This window comes from Lascolabacillus massiliensis, assembly GCF_001282625.1.
Lineage (GTDB): Bacteria > Bacteroidota > Bacteroidia > Bacteroidales > Dysgonomonadaceae > Proteiniphilum > Proteiniphilum massiliensis.
Genome location: NZ_CTEJ01000001.1, coordinates 497,388 through 517,131, shown reverse-complemented (window position 1 = coordinate 517,131; position 19,744 = coordinate 497,388). Strand labels below are relative to the sequence as shown.

The 19,744-nt window shown below is 35.5% G+C and carries 15 protein-coding genes; 9 read left to right on the top strand and 6 right to left on the bottom strand.

What is annotated here, in order from left to right; translation table 11 throughout:
* Nucleotides 1-27: 27 nt before the first annotated feature.
* From BN1354_RS02110 to BN1354_RS02070, 9 genes are all read left to right on the top strand, one after another.
* Nucleotides 28-1,596 carry a 4Fe-4S dicluster domain-containing protein gene (locus BN1354_RS02110; RefSeq protein WP_053826096.1) on the top strand — a complete coding sequence of 523 codons (1,569 nt, stop codon included), beginning with the start codon at nucleotides 28-30 and terminating at the stop codon, nucleotides 1,594-1,596.
* Nucleotides 1,597-1,619: 23 nt separating this feature from the next.
* Entirely contained in the window at nucleotides 1,620-2,465 is an 846-nt protein-coding gene (locus BN1354_RS02105) for a metallophosphoesterase (RefSeq protein ID WP_053826095.1), read from the top strand.
* 102 nt (nucleotides 2,466-2,567) lie between these two features.
* Nucleotides 2,568-3,746: a TolC family protein gene (locus tag BN1354_RS02100; RefSeq protein ID WP_045089911.1), complete on the top strand. Its 1,179-nt coding sequence runs from the start codon at nucleotides 2,568-2,570 to the stop codon at nucleotides 3,744-3,746.
* Between the two features lie 68 nt (nucleotides 3,747-3,814).
* Nucleotides 3,815-4,234: an HYC_CC_PP family protein gene (locus BN1354_RS02095; protein WP_045089912.1), complete on the top strand. Its 420-nt coding sequence runs from the start codon at nucleotides 3,815-3,817 to the stop codon at nucleotides 4,232-4,234.
* A gap of 177 nt (nucleotides 4,235-4,411) precedes the next feature.
* On the top strand, nucleotides 4,412-8,263 hold the full coding sequence (locus tag BN1354_RS02090) for an efflux RND transporter permease subunit (RefSeq protein ID WP_045089913.1): 3,852 nt from the start codon (nucleotides 4,412-4,414) through the stop codon (nucleotides 8,261-8,263).
* The gene (locus BN1354_RS02085; protein WP_053826094.1) at nucleotides 8,250-9,728 is read left to right on the top strand and encodes a TolC family protein; all 1,479 of its coding nucleotides are present in this window, start codon (nucleotides 8,250-8,252) and stop codon (nucleotides 9,726-9,728) included. Before BN1354_RS02090 ends, BN1354_RS02085 begins: the two co-directional genes overlap by 14 nt.
* Nucleotides 9,729-9,743: 15 nt before the next feature.
* Nucleotides 9,744-11,363, top strand: a complete 1,620-nt coding sequence (locus BN1354_RS02080) for an efflux RND transporter periplasmic adaptor subunit (RefSeq protein ID WP_053826093.1) — start codon at nucleotides 9,744-9,746, stop codon at nucleotides 11,361-11,363.
* A 36-nt stretch (nucleotides 11,364-11,399) separates the two neighbouring features.
* The gene (locus BN1354_RS02075) at nucleotides 11,400-11,795 is read left to right on the top strand and encodes a heavy-metal-associated domain-containing protein (RefSeq protein ID WP_045089916.1); all 396 of its coding nucleotides are present in this window, start codon (nucleotides 11,400-11,402) and stop codon (nucleotides 11,793-11,795) included.
* 156 nt (nucleotides 11,796-11,951) lie between these two features.
* On the top strand, nucleotides 11,952-13,229 hold the full coding sequence (locus BN1354_RS02070) for an alpha/beta hydrolase family protein (protein ID WP_231623059.1): 1,278 nt from the start codon (nucleotides 11,952-11,954) through the stop codon (nucleotides 13,227-13,229).
* Nucleotides 13,230-13,256: 27 nt separating this feature from the next.
* Here BN1354_RS02070 and BN1354_RS02065 read toward each other — a convergent pair whose 3' ends face one another.
* The 6 genes from BN1354_RS02065 to BN1354_RS02040 form a co-directional block, all read right to left on the bottom strand.
* Nucleotides 13,257-14,573, bottom strand: a complete 1,317-nt coding sequence (locus BN1354_RS02065; protein WP_053826092.1) for a dihydrolipoamide acetyltransferase family protein — start codon at nucleotides 14,571-14,573, stop codon at nucleotides 13,257-13,259.
* Nucleotides 14,574-14,629: 56 nt separating this feature from the next.
* Nucleotides 14,630-15,598, bottom strand: coding sequence for an alpha-ketoacid dehydrogenase subunit beta (locus BN1354_RS02060; RefSeq protein WP_262494896.1), 969 nt, complete (start codon nucleotides 15,596-15,598; stop codon nucleotides 14,630-14,632).
* A 5-nt stretch (nucleotides 15,599-15,603) separates the two neighbouring features.
* Nucleotides 15,604-16,713, bottom strand: coding sequence for a pyruvate dehydrogenase (acetyl-transferring) E1 component subunit alpha (pdhA, locus tag BN1354_RS02055; RefSeq protein WP_053826090.1), 1,110 nt, complete (start codon nucleotides 16,711-16,713; stop codon nucleotides 15,604-15,606).
* Nucleotides 16,714-16,821: 108 nt separating this feature from the next.
* Nucleotides 16,822-17,775: a nitrilase-related carbon-nitrogen hydrolase gene (locus BN1354_RS02050; protein WP_053826089.1), complete on the bottom strand. Its 954-nt coding sequence runs from the start codon at nucleotides 17,773-17,775 to the stop codon at nucleotides 16,822-16,824.
* A 13-nt stretch (nucleotides 17,776-17,788) separates the two neighbouring features.
* Nucleotides 17,789-18,790, bottom strand: coding sequence for a LacI family DNA-binding transcriptional regulator (locus BN1354_RS02045; protein ID WP_053826088.1), 1,002 nt, complete (start codon nucleotides 18,788-18,790; stop codon nucleotides 17,789-17,791).
* 9 nt (nucleotides 18,791-18,799) lie between these two features.
* Nucleotides 18,800-19,663 (bottom strand): ROK family protein, encoded by an 864-nt coding sequence (locus BN1354_RS02040; RefSeq protein ID WP_074010699.1) that lies wholly within the window; start codon nucleotides 19,661-19,663, stop codon nucleotides 18,800-18,802.
* Between the last annotated feature and the right edge of the window lie 81 nt (nucleotides 19,664-19,744).

Here is a 19,744-nt window from a genome sequence, read left to right as displayed (position 1 = left end):
AAATGTATTTAAATAGATGAAATAAGCATGCTAAAAAAAATTCGTGTTACACTATCTGTAATAATTGTAGCCCTTATAACTCTTTATTTCCTGGATTTCAGAGGATTCTTACCTGAAGGACTAAAATTTCTGACTGAGATACAATTTATCCCTGCGTTGCTTTCGTTGAATGCAATCGTACTTATTGCACTATTACTATTAACTTTGCTTTTTGGAAGAGTTTATTGTTCCTCTATCTGTCCAATGGGGATATATCAGGATTTTACAGCATGGCTTTCTAAGAAGTACAGTAAAAAAAAGAGATACAATTACAGTAAGGCAAAAAACATTTTACGATGGAGTGTATTAGGAGCTACGGTAGTCGCTTTTATTGCCAGTTTAAACTTTTTAGTTGGTCTTCTCGATCCATACGGTGCTTATGGCAGAATTGCAACTCATATTTTCAAGCCCGCCTATCTGGCTGGAAACAATCTTCTTGAAACAATCTTCACTTCATTTGGCAATTATTCTTTTTACAAAGTAAGCATCTATACTTTAAGCGTCTCCTCAATGATTATAGCGTTAATTACTCTGTTTGTAATCGGCTATTTGGCATGGAAAGGTGGAAGAACATACTGTAATACAATATGTCCGGTTGGTACTACACTCGGCTTTTTTAGCAAGTACTCACTTTTCAAAGTTCAATTTGTTAATGAAAAGTGCAATATGTGCGGACTCTGTTCAATGAAGTGTAAAGCATCTTGCATAGACTCTAAGAATAAAGATATCGATTACAGCAGATGTGTTACATGCTTCAACTGCATTGAAGTCTGTAAGCGTGATGCTATGAAGTATAATATTACAGATTTCAGTAAAGTTAAAGAGAGCTTACTTCCTAAATCAAAAAAACAAGTTAGTGCTATATCTCCCGAAACATCTATTAATAGTGTTAATGAGTCTAAGCGACGTTTTCTTTCAGCAACTCTGGTTACCAGTCTTGCAGCAAGTAGACTACTCGCACAGCAAGTCTCAGGAGATATTCTGCCAAAAAGAGAGCTTAAAAGACAAATTCCAATTGCACCTCCAGGGGCACTTTCATTTGATCACCTGCGCGAAAAATGCATCTCATGTCATTTATGTGTTAGTAAATGCCCTTCACGTGTAATTAAGCCTGCACTACTGGAATATGGACTTAGTGGAATTATGCAGCCAAAACTATATTTCGATCGGGGGTTCTGTAATTATGACTGTACTGTATGTGGTGATGTATGCCCCACCGGTGCCATACTTCCATTAACTGTTGAGGAAAAAAACCATACACAGATGGGTAAAGTACAGTTTATTAAAGAAAATTGTATTGTATATTACGATGAAACAAGTTGTGGAGCATGTTCGGAACATTGTCCTACTCAGGCTGTTCATATGGTACCCTATAAGGATCACCTAACAATTCCTGAAACTGATCAATCTATTTGTGTAGGTTGCGGAGGATGCGAGTATGTTTGTCCAGCCATACCATACAAAGCAATTTATGTAGAAGGATTAGATATTCATAATACTATCGAAATAAAACACGAGGAGGTTGAAGAGATTGTTATTGATGATTTCGGCTTCTGAAATATAATAACGCAGAAAGAGTTATGTCAACTGTAAGAATTGTAAGAAAAAAGTTTAGTTTTCACTTTCTGATTTTCATAATCGGACTATATAGTTTCCACTCTATAGCCCAGGATAAAACAGTTAGAATAGTTCAGATTACAGATCCGCAGTTTGGATTCTTTGATGAAAACAGTGGTTTTGAAAAAGAGACCATACAATATTCTGAAGCTATCAGTCAAATCAATAAACTAAAACCTGATTTTGTAGTAATTACTGGTGATTTTGTAAACAACTCAAGAGACCTTAATCAAATTGAAGAATTCAAGAGAATTACAGCAGGATTGAATAATGAAATTCCGTTCTACTTAAGTCCAGGGAATCATGATCTGGGACAGAATCCGGTAAAAGAAGATTTTGATATTTATTTCTCGCATTATGGAGAAGGCAATGACAGGTTTGCATTTGAATACAACAATTCATATTTCATAGGATTAAATTCTGTCATCATTAAATCTGGGACGAATAAGAAAGAAGAAAGAGAGCAGTTTCGCTGGCTAAAAAAGAGACTTAAGAAAGCAAAATCGTCAGATGTGATTATTGTTTTTACACATTACCCTTTCTTTATAAATGATTTTGAAGAAGATATCACTTACTCAAACCAAAGTAAGGAAGAGAGATTAAAATACTTCACTCTATTTGAAAAGTATGGTGTGGATGCTATTTTTTCCGGACATTTACATAACAATGCAGAAGCTGAACATAATGGTATTTTGATGATCACGACCAATTCTGCAGGGCGACCATTAGGTAAGGCAGAACCTGGATACAGATTAATTGAGTTAAAAGATGGTATTATAAATACAAAATACATTAATTTGAATCCTTGACATATTTAATTGTTAAACAATGTAATTTGTATTCTAATAGTCCTGTTTCATCTTATACTTTCCATATTTTTGTACTTGTAATAATTATAACAGTGGTATAAGATGAAAAAAAATGGGTTAACAATTCTCATATTAATGGTATCTATAGTAAGCTATGCTCAAAACAGCATGGAGCATATTTTACATGAAATAGAATCAAATAACACAACCCTTTTGTCATTACAAAAACAGGTTGAAGCTCATAAATTAGGAAATAAGTCTGGTATCTACTTACCAAACCCTGAAGTAGAATATACTCATTTATGGGGTACTCCTATTGAGATTGGTAACGAAAGTACATTTGCAATTACACAGTCGATGGACTTCCCTACTGCATATGGACACAGGAATAAAATTTCTAATATGCAGAATCAAAACCTTGATCTATTATACAGTTCAGAAAGAATAAACCTGCTTTTGCAGGCAAAACAGCTAATAATAAATCTCACATACTACAATGCTCTATCAAAAGATTATGAAAATAGGATTAAGATAGCAGAGGAGATTGCAGAATCATATCAGAGAATGTTTGACGAAGGGAAAATTGACATTCTGGAGAGAAATCAGGTTTATATGGATTTTCTAACCTGTATAAATGAGAAAGAAAAAATTGATATTGAGAGGAAGTCTTTATTAAATGAATTGAAAACATTGAATGGAGGAAAAGAAATTGAGTATGAATCAACAGTATTTATCCTATCTCCACTACCTGCAAATTTCAATGAATGGTATCTCAAAGCAGAGTCAATGAGTCCAATTCTACAATATCTGACCAAACAGATTGAAATAAGCAAGCAACAGTTAAAACTCAATAAGGCTCTATCTTTACCTAAATTATCTGCAGGTTATGTTGATGAGAGAATTTTGGGACAAAAGTTACAGGGAGTTACTATAGGAGTATCAATACCTCTTTGGGAAAACAAGAATAGTGTTAAGCAGGCCAAAGCAGATATAGTGTATAATGAAACTACACTGGAGGATAATAAAATTCAGTATTACATCAAACTACAAAACCTTTTCATTAAAAGTGTTGATCTGCAGAAAACTGCATTAAAATATCGCCAGGCGCTTTCTACATATAATAGTGTACCTATTTTAAGAAAAGCTCTGGAAGCTGGTGAGATTACATTACTAAACTATCTGATGCAGATAGAGAACTATTATGATGCTTATAATAATATGCTTGAGGTAGAAAGAGACTACGCACTTGCAGAAGCTGAGTTATCTGCCATTGCGTTGTGAGAAATAATTCATATTTATTTTGTTTGAATATTTAAATCCTATAACTTTGCAATGATTAGATAAAAAAAATGAAGAGAATATTATCCATATATCTGCTAATCGCAATGATGATTACAGCAATTCAACCAATAATTGCTATGCATTATTGTAATGATGAACTGAGATCTCTTCAAATATTTCAATCAGAAGGAAATCAAAATTTCTGTTGCAAAGATTCTCATGGTCATGATCTTTTAATTACAGGCAATTTTTGTTGTGAAACAGAAATGATGAAACTTACAACAGATGAGTTTCAAAATAAAACCGAGCAGCTTGTCACAAGGATAACCCCAGTTCCAATTGATATTTTAGGTTTTACTTTGACAAATCAGATAACTTCTTATGAGCCGGAAACGGATTCATCAATAACCTCATTAAAATTTCCCCCTAAGGGTCTTTACCTTGAAGATGTGAGTATCCTTACTTACATCTGTATCTACCGTATTTGATTATACAAGAGTATTGTATTAAGACATGGGTAATAATTTTTCACCCATAAAAAGCTGTATACAATAGACTCTATTCTGTATATCAAAATATATACAAACAGAAAACACTATAGACCTATCACTGTTTTATAGTTTCAGCCTAACCAATCATAATAAACTTATTAACAAATATATTCTATGATCAACAAAATCATAAAGTATTTCCTGACTAATAGGGTGGTTACTATCCTATTTCTGTCAGTAATTATCATTTGGGGAATATCAGTAGCTCCATTTAACTGGCACAGTATTCTGCCAAGAGATCCGGTACCAGTTGATGCTATTCCTGATATTGGAGATAATCAGCAGATCATTTCTACAGAGTGGATGGGTCGTTCCCCCAAAGATATCCAGGAGCAAATAACATATCCGCTTACCACTTCACTTCTTGGGATTCCGGGTGTAAAGACTATCCGTAGCTCCTCGATGTTCGGAATGTCGTTCATCTATGTGATTTTTGAAGAAGACGTTGAGTTTTATTGGAGTCGCTCACGAATTCTTGAGAAGTTAAATTCACTTCCAGCGGGAACATTGCCTTATGGAGTTCAACCAAGCTTGGGACCAGACGCTACAGCTTTGGGACAGATATTCTGGTACACACTAGAAGGTCGCAATCCTGTTACTGGTGAACCAACCGGAGGATGGGACCCGGCAGAGCTAAGATCTATACAGGATTATCAGGTAAGATATAGCCTTGCATCTGCTGGAGGAGTGGCCGAAGTAGCTTCAATAGGAGGCTTCATAAAGGAATATCAGGTTGAAGCTAATCCAGATGCTATGAGAGCTTATAATATAACTTTAATGGATCTGATGTATGCAATTCAGAACAGTAACCTTGATATAGGAGCAGAAACTGTTGAAATCAACAGGGTTGAATATCTTGTGCGCGGATTAGGATATATAAAAAGTGTCTCTGACCTGGAGGAGGCTGTTGTTACTGTACGTGAAGGAGTACCCGTAAAACTTAAAGATGTAGCTTTTATAAACATTGGCCCAGCTACTCGTCGCGGTGGTCTCGACAAAGAGGGTGTTGAAGCTGTTGGCGGTGTTGTTGTGGCACGATACGGATCAAATCCACTTGAGGTTATTAATAATGTTAAGGATCAGATAGCTGAACTTGAATCGGGACTTCCGCAGAAAACGCTTGAAGATGGAACAGTATCAAAGGTTACTGTTGTACCATTTTATGATAGAACAGGATTAATCCATGAAACAATTGGTACTCTCGAAAACTCCCTGTCTCTGGAAATACTTATTACCATAATTGTAGTGATAGTACTGGTGTTAAATTTAAGAGCATCAATTGTTATCTCAAGTATATTACCTGTTGGCGTTCTATTTACATTCATAGTGATGCGCAATATGGGAATAGATGCAAATATTGTTGCCCTTTCAGGAATTGCCATAGCTATTGGAGTTATGATTGATATTGGCGTAGTGTTTGTAGAGAGTACTATCCGAAATATGGAGATGGTTGAAAACAAAGAAAAGCTAAAAGGCAAACCATTCATCGACCTGATTCATAAAAGCATAAGTGAAGTATCAAGTGCAATTCTAGTTGGTTTTATAACCACTGTTATTAGCTTCCTTCCCGTGTTTTTTCTGGAAGCTCAGGAGGGAAAGATGTTTAGTCCCCTAGCTTACACAAAAACAATTGCCATAGTAACATCTTTTATTCTTGGAATAACAGTAATTCCTACTCTTATATATTATTTCTTTTCTTTTAAAATTACTTCTGAAAAGGTTAAAAAGGTAAGCAACATTATTATGGTTGCAGGTGGTATAGCACTAATCATTATTACTGGTAATGTTCTGTATACAGTGTTTTTACTTTTTGGAATAAACAATCTTTTATCACATATATGGCCTGACAGGGAAGCCGTTAATATTATAAATATTGCCATTGCTATTGTTGCAGTATCTTATCTGTTAACTGTTGAATGGCTTCCATTGGGAACTGATATAGGGTTGTTCAGCAATTTTATATTTGTAGTTTTTATTATTTCTGCTGTGCTGGGAATTCTATGGTTACTTGTTATATATTACGAAACAATTCTTAGATGGAGTTTAGCCAACAGATGGAAATTCATGGCTATCCCCATTGTGACAGTATTATTAGGTGTTGTTATCTGGCTTGGATTCGATAAAACCTTTTCAGTAGTTGCAAAAAGTTTTGAAACAGTTGGCTGGAAATCTTTCAGAAAGACAGGTTTCTGGCAATCTGCCTCTAACAGATTCCCGGGATTAGGTCAGGAATTCATGCCTAGTCTCAACGAAGGTTCCTTCCTATTAATGCCAACCACAATGCCGCATACTGGAATAGAACAAAATATTGAGTATATAGCTTTACTGGATAAACGCATATCAAATATACCTGAAGTGGAATCGATTGTTGGAAAATGGGGAAGAGTAAACTCGGCACTTGATCCTGCACCTACTCAAATGTTCGAAAATACAATCAACTATATTCCTGAATACATACTTGATGAAAATGGTCACCGTCAACGGTTTAAAACAAATCGTAAAGGAGAGTTTATACTTATTGACGGAACAACATATAACCCTGATGAGGATGCCTTCAGAGTTATTCCCGGAGACAGTTTAATAAAATCCAGATATGGTAAATATTTCAGACAGTGGCGTCATCATATTAAAAGACCCGATGATATATGGCAAGAGATTGTGAACTCTTCTCATTTGCCGGGAATGACTTCTGCTCCAAAATTACAACCAATTGATGCACGTCTGGTTATGTTGTCAACAGGTATGCGGGCTCCAATGGGACTTAAAGTATATGGTCCTGATCTTGAATCAATAGAAGAGGCAGGTAAAATACTCGAAGATGCTCTAAAAGATGTACCATCGGTATTACCATCTACAGTATTCTATGACAGAGCTGTTGGAGCTCCATATATAGAGATTAAGCTTAATAGGGACAATATGGCCAGGTATGGAATAACAGTTGCAAACCTTCAGGAAGTAATTAGTACAGCAGTTGGAGGAATGGCATTAACTACTACAGTTGAAGGTCTTGAGCGTTATCCTGTAAGACTAAGATATCCACGAGAATTGAGAGAGAGTCCTGAAGAACTTGCTAAACTTATTATACCAACAGCTACAGGTGCTCAAATACCACTTGGAGATGTTGCTGAAATTGAATACACAAGGGGTGCACAGATGATCCAAAGTGAAAATACTTTTCTTTTAGGATATGTGATTTTTGACAAAATAGCTGGGAAAGCAGAAGTGGATGTTGTACATGATGCAGAAAAAGTATTACAAGATAAAATAAATAATGGGGAGATTAGCTTACCAAATGGAGTATCATACACATTTGCAGGAAATTATGAACAACAGGCACGTGCTGCTCAAAGGTTATTAATAATTATACCTATAAGTCTTATAAGTATTTTATTGATTCTCTACTTCCAGTTTAAATCAGTTACTGCATCGCTAATTCATTTCTCGGGAGTATTTGTTGCACTGGCAGGTGGATTTATACTATTGTGGTTATACGGAGAACCCTGGTTTATGAACTTCTCTGTTGCAGGAACAAATATCAGGGATATGTTTCAGATGCATCAGGTAAATCTGAGTATTGCAGTTTGGGTTGGGTTTATCGCACTGTTTGGTATTGCTACGGATGATGGTGTACTTATGGGGACATTTATTCATGACACTTTTCTGGAGAGAGACCCACAAACAAAAGATGAGATTAGAGAAGCGGTTGTTTATGCCGGTTTAAAAAGAGTAAGACCGGCAGTTATGACTACAGCTTCTACATTAATTGCATTTCTACCGGTACTTACCTCAACTGGGAAAGGTTCGGATATTATGGTTCCTATGGCAATACCAACATTCGGAGGTATGATAATACAGTCTATGACAATGTTTGTGGTTCCAATTCTTCAATGCTGGTGGAGAGAAGGTGTTGTTAAAAGAAAAGAGAAATCAGAACAAAAAAGAATAAACAGTTATGAAACAGTTTAAATTTGAATATATATTGATGATACTGATAATGACATTTTTATCAGTTAAGGCAAAAGGTCAGGAGACAGATTCACTGGAACATTACTTGGAAGTGGCGGCTAGAAATAATCCTGGATTGAATGCTGATTTTCTAACTTATAAAGCTTCACTTGAAAAAGTATCACAGGCTGGTGCATGGCCAGACCCTCAACTAGATATGGGTATATTTCTTAAACCTATGAATATCGTAGGAGGTCAGCAGATAGCAGATTTCACACTTATGCAGATGTTTCCTTGGTTCGGTACAAAAAAAACAGCTCAGTCTGAGGCAACTCATATGGCAAAAATGTCATACGAGAAGTTCAGGGAGACAAGGGATAATCTTTATATGGAGGTTTATAGACAGTGGTATTTACTCTCTGCATTAAAAGAGCAGATTAATAATAATCGTGATAACCTTCAACTTCTAAAGCAACTAGAGGAACTTGCTCTTCGCAAAATATCTTCCTCTTCAAGTGGCAGTTCATCACTCTATTCACTCCCTACTCCACCACCCGTTACACAAAACAACAGGTCAACATCCGCCGGCAATAAAATGGCAGGTATGGGCTCAATGGGAGGTACAGCTATGTCAGGTAGTAATTCCTCATCAATGACCGGAATGAGCAGTTCCGCAAGTAACATGTCGGCAGATATGAGCAGTAGCCCCGGCATGTCAGATGTACTACGTATTCAGCTGGAAATGATTGAAATTGAAAATAATATCACTACCCTCCTTTCTGATATAGCTGCAGAGAAAGCAATATTCAATGCTTTGTTGAACCGTCCTGTTGAAATAGAAGTGGTTATACCTGATTCAATAGTAAAAGTACCATTTATTTTTGATGAAAGAGTTTCAATTAATGAGATTGAGAGAGGGAATCCTATGTTAGGCATGTTCGAAGAAGAGGAGCTGGCTTATCGTGCAAAAAATGAAATGGATAAAAAGATGAGTTATCCTATGCTTGGACTTGGGTTACAATATATGCTGATTGGAGAAAACAAAACTGCATCTATGGATTCTGGAATGAAACCTGAAATGAGTGGTATAGATATGATTATGCCCATGTTTTCTATCTCTATTCCTATCTACAGGAATAAGTATAAGGCACAACAACGCGAGAATCGTTTCATGTGGGAATCTGCAAGAGAAAATTATAACAACACACTTAATATGCTCCAATCAGAACTGTTCAAGCTTAAACATGAACTTGACAATGCTGATCGGAAGATTACATTGTATCAGAAACAGGCACAACTGGCACGTGTAGCATATCAACTTGTTGTACAGGAATTTGTAACTGCAAAGAGTGATCTCACCAATGTAATTCAGGTGCAACGTCAACTATTGGATTATCAGTTGCGAGAAGCAGAAGCTATCGCAGAATACAACATGAAAGTGGCTTCGATCCGAAAACTAGGCTCTTTCAATACTTCAAACAATTAAAATAGACTCAATATTATGAAAAAGAATAAAATAAAAGAGATTGGCAATCATCCATTTTTCAGATATGGATTAATTTTATTAGCCGGAATATTCCTAGGCTGGCTTATCTTCTCGGGTAATAGCAAAAAACAGAATTCACTAGAAAGCATAACAGCGGAAGATTCACATGATCATGAACATGGAGATGATCATGAAATATGGACATGTTCTATGCATCCTCAAATACGAATGGAAGAGCCCGGACTTTGCCCTTTATGTGCAATGGATCTAATTCCTCTACAAACAACAGGTTCAGGAGATACTGCAATTGATCCGAATTCAATACAAATGAGTAATGAAGCAATTGCACTGGCAAACATACAGACAACCAGAGTTAACCGTCAGAATCCTGTTAAAGATATTAGATTATATGGAACAATCCAGGTAGATGAAAGGTTATCCCAATCTCAAACATCTCATGTGAGCGGACGTATAGAGAAGCTATTTGTTACTTTTACAGGTGAAAGAGTAAAACAGGGACAACCAATTGCTACAATTTATTCTCCTGATCTGCTTACCGCACAGCAGGAACTTATTGAAGCGGTGAAGATGAAAGATTTGCAACCTGCACTCTTACAGGCAGTAAGAGAAAAACTACGTCTTTGGAAGCTTACTGATGAACAGATTAAAAGTATTGAAAACTCCGGTGAGGTATCACCATTAGTTGATATAACTGCTAATACCAGTGGTATAGTTATATCAAAAAATGTAAATCAGGGTGACTATATAAATACAGGTACGGTTCTTTTTGATATAGCCAATTTATCAAAAGTATGGGCTGTGTTTGATGCATATGAGTCGGATCTGCCTTTCCTTAAGATTGGTGATCGTTTGGAATATACACTTCAATCGCTGCCCGGTAAAATATTTAAAGGGAATATATCTTTTATAAATCCTATTCTTGATCCTGTTACAAGAACTGCAAAGATAAGAGTTGAAACCTCTAACCCAACTGGTGAACTGATGCCCGAGATGTATACAAGTGCAAATGTAAGTGCAAATTTAAAACAATATAATGATGAACTTGTTATTCCTAAAACGGCAATACTATGGACCGGCAAGCGCTCTATAATATATGTAAAGCAACAGAATACTGAAACACCTGCTTTTATGCTTCGAGAAGTGGAACTTGGTCCTTCCCTTGGTGATTCGTATGTTATCTTGTCAGGACTTAATGATGGTGAGGAAATAGTTACAAATGGTGCTTATATTATAGATGCAAGTGCTCAATTATCAGGAAAACAGAGTATGATGAACGAAACTGCTGGCAGAGCTGTTACAGGGCATGAAGGACATAACATGGGACATGATATGCAGTCAGTATCTGCGAAAGGTGAGCATGCAATGCTTAAAGTTCAAGGTTTATGTGAAATGTGCAAAGATCGTATTGAGAAGAGTGCCAAGTCAGTAAAAGGTGTAAGTTCTGCAAGTTGGGATCTGAACACAAAACTACTGCATTTAGACTTTGATCCTGCAATTACATCTGTTGATCAGATAGAAAAAGCAGTAGCAAAAGCAGGACACGATACTGAAAATTATAAAACAGATCAGGCTACTTACGATGCTTTGCCTGCATGCTGTAAATACAGGAGCTAATCAAGTGGATTATTAAAATAAATAAAATCAAACAAAATGAGAAAAACAGCTTTAATTACATTAGTACTGAGTTCTTTATTATTTTTCGGGTGTAATACCGGAACTTCTGAAAAAAACAACTCAGGTTCAAAAAGTGAAAATATGGAATCCAGTACACAACATAACCAAGAGGTACACGCAATGATTAATGTGAGTGGTAGTTGTGAAATGTGTAAAGATCGTATAGAAAAAACTGCTTTGGAGGTTCAAGGTGTTACATTAGCAAGCTGGGAAATGGATAACCAAACTTTGCATTTACACTATAATCCTGAAAAAACAACTGAAGATGAAATATCAAAAGCATTAGCGGCTGTTGGTCATGACACAGATAAGTATAAAGCTGATCAGGCCACTTATGATGCATTGCCATCTTGCTGCAAATACAGAGAATAGGAAATCAAATTTTTAAGGGAAATACTTAACTACAGTATTTCCCTTTTTAATATAAATTGAGAACACAATCAAAATAATCCATTCAAATAAAAGAATGTTTATTAAATTTGAAAAATAATGATTTGAAGCTATTTACCTACTAAAACAAACCTTATCATGATTATCAGGAAATCTTCTTTGATCCTTTTCACAACTATATTCATAAATACATTTTTGATATTCTCTCAGGAGTGGAATGTGAATTATGATGAATCGAAAGTAGAGACTTATTCCCTTCCTTCAATATTAACATCTCATAGTGGAATGATTATTAACAACGTTAATGATTGGGAGGAATTCAGGAGGCCTGAGATTCTTTACAGTTTTACTAATCATGTTTATGGCAATATACCTGGCAAACTTGACTCTGTGATTGTGAAAATCACCGAGCATGGGAATTATTTAAATAGTTTAGCAAAACGCAAACAAGTCACCCTGACATTTATTAAAAACGGGAAAGAGTTAAGTACGGACCTATTAATATATCTACCTAATTCCATAAAAAAGGCTCCTGTATTTTTGGGATATAACTTCCAGGGAAATCATACAGTTATTGACGATAAGAATATATTCATTACAAAATCATGGGTGCCTGCAAATGAAGCACTGGGTGTTACATCTAATCAGGCAACAGAAAAGTCCAGAGGAGAAATGAGCAGAAGATGGTCAGTGGAGAAAATTATAAATGCCGGTTATGGTCTTGTCACACTTTACAGAGGAGATATTGATCCGGATAAAGATGATTTTAGTGATGGAATACATCAATTGTTCTATTTAAAAGATCAGAAAAAACCTGAGGCAGATGAGTGGGGTACAATAGCAGCATGGAGCTGGGGATTGTCACGTGTAATGGATTACATTGAAGCTGATGAGGATATAGATCATGAAAAAGTAATTGTATTCGGTCATTCAAGATTAGGGAAGGCAGCACTTTGGGCAGCTGCAACTGATAAAAGGTTTGCAGGATGTATTTCAAATAATTCAGGAGAAATGGGTGCGGCCCTTTCTAAACGTAACTTTGGTGAAACTATAGAGGTTATTAATACCGCTTTTCCGCATTGGTTTTGTGGTAACTTCAAGAAATATTCAAAGAAAGAATACATGTTACCTGTTGATCAGCATATGCTTATATCCTTGATAGCACCAAGACCTGTGTATATAGCCAGTGCCACTGATGATTTATGGGCAGACCCTAAAGGAGAATTTTTATCAGCAAAAGAGGCATCAGTTGCTTATAATTTATATGGAATTTCCGGCCTTATTACAACAACAATGCCTCAACCTGACTCACCAATTATAGGAGTTGTCAGTTATCATCTAAGAACGGGTGTTCATGATGTTACTGATTATGACTGGGAACAATATATCAAATTTGCTAAGTTCAATAACTTCTAGACTTTTAATTTAATAATTATACATGATTTACTCTTCCATTAAAAAAGAGATTGGGTCAGTTAAATACTCCATTACTTTGTAAATAAATCTGGTGGTTTCACCCCCATCAACTACCCTATGATCAACAGTAAGTGATAGTGGCATAATATTTCCAATTACAATTTCATCATCTTTTACAACGGGAGTTTTTAGTATACGCCCAATTCCAAGAATACCTGCCTGAGGATAGTTTAGAACCGGGGTTGCATAGATACCTCCAAATGAGCCAAAACTTGTAATACTGAAGCAGCCATCTTTTAAATCTTCAAGAGTCAGTTTTCTGGTTCTTGCTTTATTAGCCAGCTCTCCAATCTGGCTTGCAATCTGAAATATAGACAATTTATCGGCATCACGTATAACAGGTACCACTAAACCGTCTGGAGCATCAACAGCAATACCAATATGATAACGATTCCTATAAATCATTCTATTATTCTCAGTATCAATCTGTGAGTTCAACTGTGGGTGATGTTTTAATGCTTGTGCTACAGCTTTTACAATAAAAGGAAGATAGGTTAACTTGACACCTTTATCAGCAAATCTCTGCTTATAGCGTGATCTGACTTCCATCAGTCCGGATATTTCTACTTCTTCGAAAACCGACATATGAGCGGCATTATGCTTTGATTGAAGCATGTTCTTAGCAATAGTTTTCCTTATCTGTGTTAATGGTTTATATGTAACATCCCCAGCAGTTTGTTTTAATGATTCATCGGGAGTAAAGGGTTTTTTAATGATATCAGACTCAGGTTTAATATCTAATCCTGTTGACTTAAAATTCAAAATATCCTCTTTTTTAACCCTTCCTGAGGGTCCGCTTCCTGGTATCTGATTTATATCAATACCCATCTGTTTTGCCATTGCCCTTGCAACAGGCGTTGCCAATGCTTTACGTGATACAGATGTTTTTTCTTCAATATCTTTTTCACCCTCATCACTTGGAGCCATAATATCATTCTTTCCTGCAACTTCTATTGTTCCCACTACAGAGCCGGCATCATCGTCAGACTCAGACACGGCTTCTGTGGTAATTTTCTCATCTTCTGTGGTTTGCTCTGAAACCTCTCCTTCAATCTGAATTATCACTAAAGGGCTGCCCACTTTAATAACATCCCCTACTTCACCAAATAAATCAGTAATTACACCATTTTTAGGGGAGGGAATATCAGCAACAACCTTGTCAGTTTCCATCTGTACGATTGAGTCACCCATTTTCACCTGCTGACCGGGCTTTACATACCATTCCATTATAGTGCCTTCTTCAAGCCCTTCACCCAGATCCGGAAAATTAAATGTAAACTTCATATTATTTTATCTTTTTTTTCTGCAAACAATCTATTAATATTCAGAAGATTTATATTTCAGAAATTAACCGTTTTCTCAATTTCATAAAAAATTCTCTCCGGAGAAATGATATAATACTTTTCTCCCTGAGCAAGAGGAACAACAGTATCGTACCCCATAACCCTTCTTGGTGGAGCCTCCAGATATAAAAAGGCTTCTTCATTTGCAATGGCAATCAGTTCTGATCCAACACTAAATGATTCGTGAGCCTCTGCAACTATTATAACCCTTCCTGTTTTTCTTATTGAGTCACCAACTGTTTGCCTATCTATAGGATAAATTGAACGTAGATCAATCAGTTCTACAGAAATTCCTGCATCTTTTGCCATCTCTATTGCTTTCTGACTCTCACGAATCATAGCGCCAAATGCAATTAAAGTTACATCTGTCCCTTCCTGTACAACTTTAGCCTTACCTAACGGAATACTAAATTTTTCATCGGAGACTTCCTGCTTTACTGCACGATAAATACGTTTAGGCTCCATAAATATAATTGGATCCTCGCTCTCAATAGCAGAAATCATTAAGCCTTTAGCATCGTGTGGTGAAGAAGGTACTACTACCTTTAGTCCAGGTAGATGTGCAAATAGTGCTTCCGGGCTATCAGAGTGATGTTCAAGGGCATTAACACCTCCCCCATAAGGAAACCGTATCACCATTGGAACGGTGTATTTACCACGTGAACGATTTTGCATCCTGGAAACATTCGAAGCTATCTGATTAAAAGCAGGGTATGTAAAACCATCAAACTGTAATTCAACAACAGGTCTGAGTCCCGATAGAGCCATACCAAGTGCAGTACCAACTATACCTGACTCTGCAAGCGGGGAATCAAAGACACGTTCTACACCATACTTTTTCTGTAGACCTTCAGTCACACGAAATACACCTCCTTCAACTCCTACATCCTCTCCATAAACAACAACACTGCTATCTTCGTTCAGTTTTATATCAAGTGCATTGTTTATTGCCTTAACAATTGTCATCACACTCATTTCCTATTCTCCTTCCAGCTTAAATATTGTTCGTATGCATCTTTTTGTCTCATTAAATCTTCAGGCATATCAGTATACATATAATCAAATACATCACCAATCTTGTAAGCTTTTTCATTCTCCGCACTCACAAATTGAGCATCTATTTCCTGTTTGTATTCCTCTTTCAATTTATCTTTATCAATATTCCAAATATTCATTTTCTTCATATATCTTTCAAGTCGAAGCAGAGGATCTACAAGAGCCCATTTTTCTTCTTCTTCTTTCTTACGGTATTTTGAAGGATCATCTGAAGTTGTATGTGCACCCAGACGATATGTGAAAGCTTCAATTAACATCGGCCCATTCCCGGAAAGTGCATATTCAGAAGCTGTTTTATAGGCAAGATACATGGCAAAAAAGTCGTTTCCATCCACTTTTATTCCTGGTATCCCAAAAGCAACCGACTTTACGGCGAGATTTATAGATTTTGTTTGAGATTTTACAGGAACAGATATCGCGTACTGATTATTTTGAATTGTAAAAACTACTGGTACTTGCCATACTCCTGCAAAATTGAGAGCTTCACTGAAATCGCCTTCAGAGGTGCCACCATCACCAATAAAAGTGAATACAGCCTCTTCCTTTTTCTTATACTTTATTGAGTAACCGATTCCTGTGGCATGATGTAATTGAGTTCCTATTGAAATAGCTATTGGGAGAGTTTTACTTACATTTTTAAAACTGCCTCCATGTTCATTCCCCAGATAAAAAAGGAACATTTCTTTCATTGTAACCCCTCGTGACAGAAGTGTACCCATTTCTCTAAATGCAGGAACCAGCCAATCCTCTTTACGGATATTCATACCAGCAGCAATATGGATAGCTTCCTGACCTAAGTTAGGAGTAAAAGTATACATCCTTCCCTGTCGTTGATAAGATATTGCCATTTCATCGGCAGTCCTTTCATAAAACATTTGTTTATAAGCGTCAATTATAGAATCATCATCTAATTGAGGAAATATCTCTTTGTTGATAATATTTCCTTCATCATCTATAACACGCAGCATCCTGTTCTCCAGTGGGTTAAAATCACGAAAAATAGCAGGTAAATCGTCTTGAATCATTTAACTGTTTGTTTGAATCGAAGTTATAAAAATAAATAGCTGTGATTATAAGCTGTGTATATAACAGTCCGATAAAAAAATAGTTCTGATATTAGTGAAAATGATTTACTACGATTTGTTATTTAACCAAGCAACCTGTTGATTTGAAAGATGTTCTTTTCCTAATATGTTTTTATATAATTCTGGTCGTCTTGCGTTAATATATCTATAACCTCCCGATTTTAGCAATTTTTCCGGAATAATTGTGGCAGTTGATATACAATCATCAAATGAGCGACACTCTGCAATAATATCACCAAATGGATCTATTATCATAGAATATCCATTTTTTAACTGTTCATCATCCATTCCCACCGGATTTGAGAAAATTGCATAGATATTGTTATCGTAAGCTCTTGCAGGGAGCCACTTCATTAGCCAGGCTCTGCCTTTCATCCCCTCAAACTCCAATCTCAAAGTGGTTGGATCATTAACTCTGTTTTTCCATAATTCTGGATCCACAAAACCGGCACCTGGTCGCTCAGACGGAGTGCACATTGTTACATGTGGCATAAATATTATATCTGCACCTAACAATTTAGTTGCCCTTACATTCTCGATAATATTATTATCATAACAAATAAGTATTCCGCACTTCCAACCATTTATTTCGAACACTGTATAATTGTTGCCGGGACTTAAAAATCTGCTTATGAAGGGATGTATTTTCCTGTGACTGGCCACTAAGCCATATTTATTTACACAGACATATGTATTATATAATTTATTATCACGATCCTTTTCAAACAGACCTGCTAATATAGTTATATCATTATGTTCAGCCATGGTAATAAGTCGCTGCACACTTTTTCCTTCAGGAATATATTCTGCAATTTGTAACATCTCACTTTCGGTTAGATTTTTTGCAAATGTATATCCTGTAATTGAGCATTCATGAAATGCAATTACATCTGAACCTTTTACCTTAGCTTCTTTTGTAAGTTTATCAATGACAGATAAGTTATAATCCTTGTCGCCACTCCTGTTTTCAAATTGAGCTGTTGATATAATTAATTTATTCATTTGGGTAATAATGCTAATGGTTAGACAGGGATGATCCTCTTATAATTAAGTTAGAACTAAATATCATTGTGGTATCTACATTATATTTTTGACCAGTACAAATTTTCAATGCAAGCTCTCCTATTTTAGTTCCTATTTCCATACATGGACGTTCTACTCCTGTTATAGAGGGATTTGAATATTTGCACTCAGGATCCTCATCAAAACTCACTACAGCCATATCTTGTGGTATAGATATATTATTAAGTTTGGCAATTGATAAAGCCTGTAATGTAGAGGTGAAACTTGGTAAAATTAAAGCATCTGGTCGTAAATTTAAGTTGATAAACCGGTTAATTACATCATATGTATCCTCAACAGTAAGTTCACTATATATTAAGTAATCAGGATTAAAGTCTATATTGTTGTCAATAAGTACATCCTTATATGCTTGAATTCTCTCTTTATAAATTGGGCAATTGTAATGTTTAGCAGCAAAAGCAATTCTTCTATAACCAGAAGAGACCAAATGATTTGTAATCATATATGAATCCATATAGTTATCAATCAAGAACTTAGGTCTTTTCAAACTATAGTCAACCCTATTAAAAAGAATAACTGGCACTCCTTTTTGATCAATATCAGTCAGGTGAGTTGAATCAATTGAATCAGTACTTTGAGATATTATCACACACTTTACATAAGCTGGATCGAGCTTAGCTACTATTTCTTTTTCAATACTTGAAGAGTTAAATGTGCAAAATATTGAAATTAGAAAATTATCTTTGATAACACTTTGAATTGAAGAAATAACTTCTGTATAGAAATAGTTGTTTATTTCAGGTACAATGACTGCAATAATATTAGCATTACTATTTACTTTATAATTTATATACCCTAGTTTTTCAGCAGTTGCAATTACTTTCTTTCTTGTTTGAATATTTACAAGCGTATTACCGGCTAATGCACGCGAGACAGTAGAGGGTGATATTTTAAGCTCATCCGCTATATCATAAATAGTTATTTTCCTTCCCATTTTACATATTTATTCTTCAAAGCATAAAGCAGCAGCACCGTAAATAGAAATATTTGATTCAGTCGATCTTAGAATTTTAATATTTTTCAAAGTAGTCTTATAAATAAATGTATTTACTGTTTTAAACATAGATTCTTTAAAAAATTCATATGCATCTGCCAGCCTACCTCCAATAACTATCGCTTCAGGATCCAATGCAAACATTATAGTTTTAATTGCATTCCCTAGATCATTACCAAAAATCTCAAAAATTGCTAATGCTATTTTATCCTTTTTTTGTGCCCTGTTAAGAAGAACATTGTATTTCAGTCCATACTTTTCTTCAAAGTATTTAGTACTACAATAATATTCATAATCATGATCTTTGTATGGAATAGAACAAAACTCTCCTGCACCTGCATTGCGTCCGGAATAGAGCTTTCCATTTATAATTATTCCAACACCCATACCTGTGCCTATTGTTATACCGGCGATATCATCGAAATCTTTGGCAACACCAAAATATTTTTCGCCTAATGCAAAACAGTTTGCATCATTATTTATAAAAATTGGCACATTGAATTTCTCTTCAAGAATATCTTTTAGATGTACTTTATTCCATGAAGGAATGTTTGTAGGTTTAAACACTACACCCTCACGTATATCCACCAGACTAGGCATACCAACTCCTATACCTGTTACAGTATCGTTATGTACTTTTTTTATGGTGTTTATAATATCATTTAGAATCACTTCTTTAGATTCTCGATTATTTATTTCTCTGTTAACAATTTCAGTGATTCTCCCATTCTCCAGTCTTGCAACATGAAGAAATTTACCTCCGAATATTACACCAATAACATTTTTATATAACTTATTTTGATTAAAAATCATCCAATTAAATTCAATGTTTATTAATATTGATTCCTAATTTTAAAACATAACAAATTTAGACATAAATAATTAAGTTCAAAA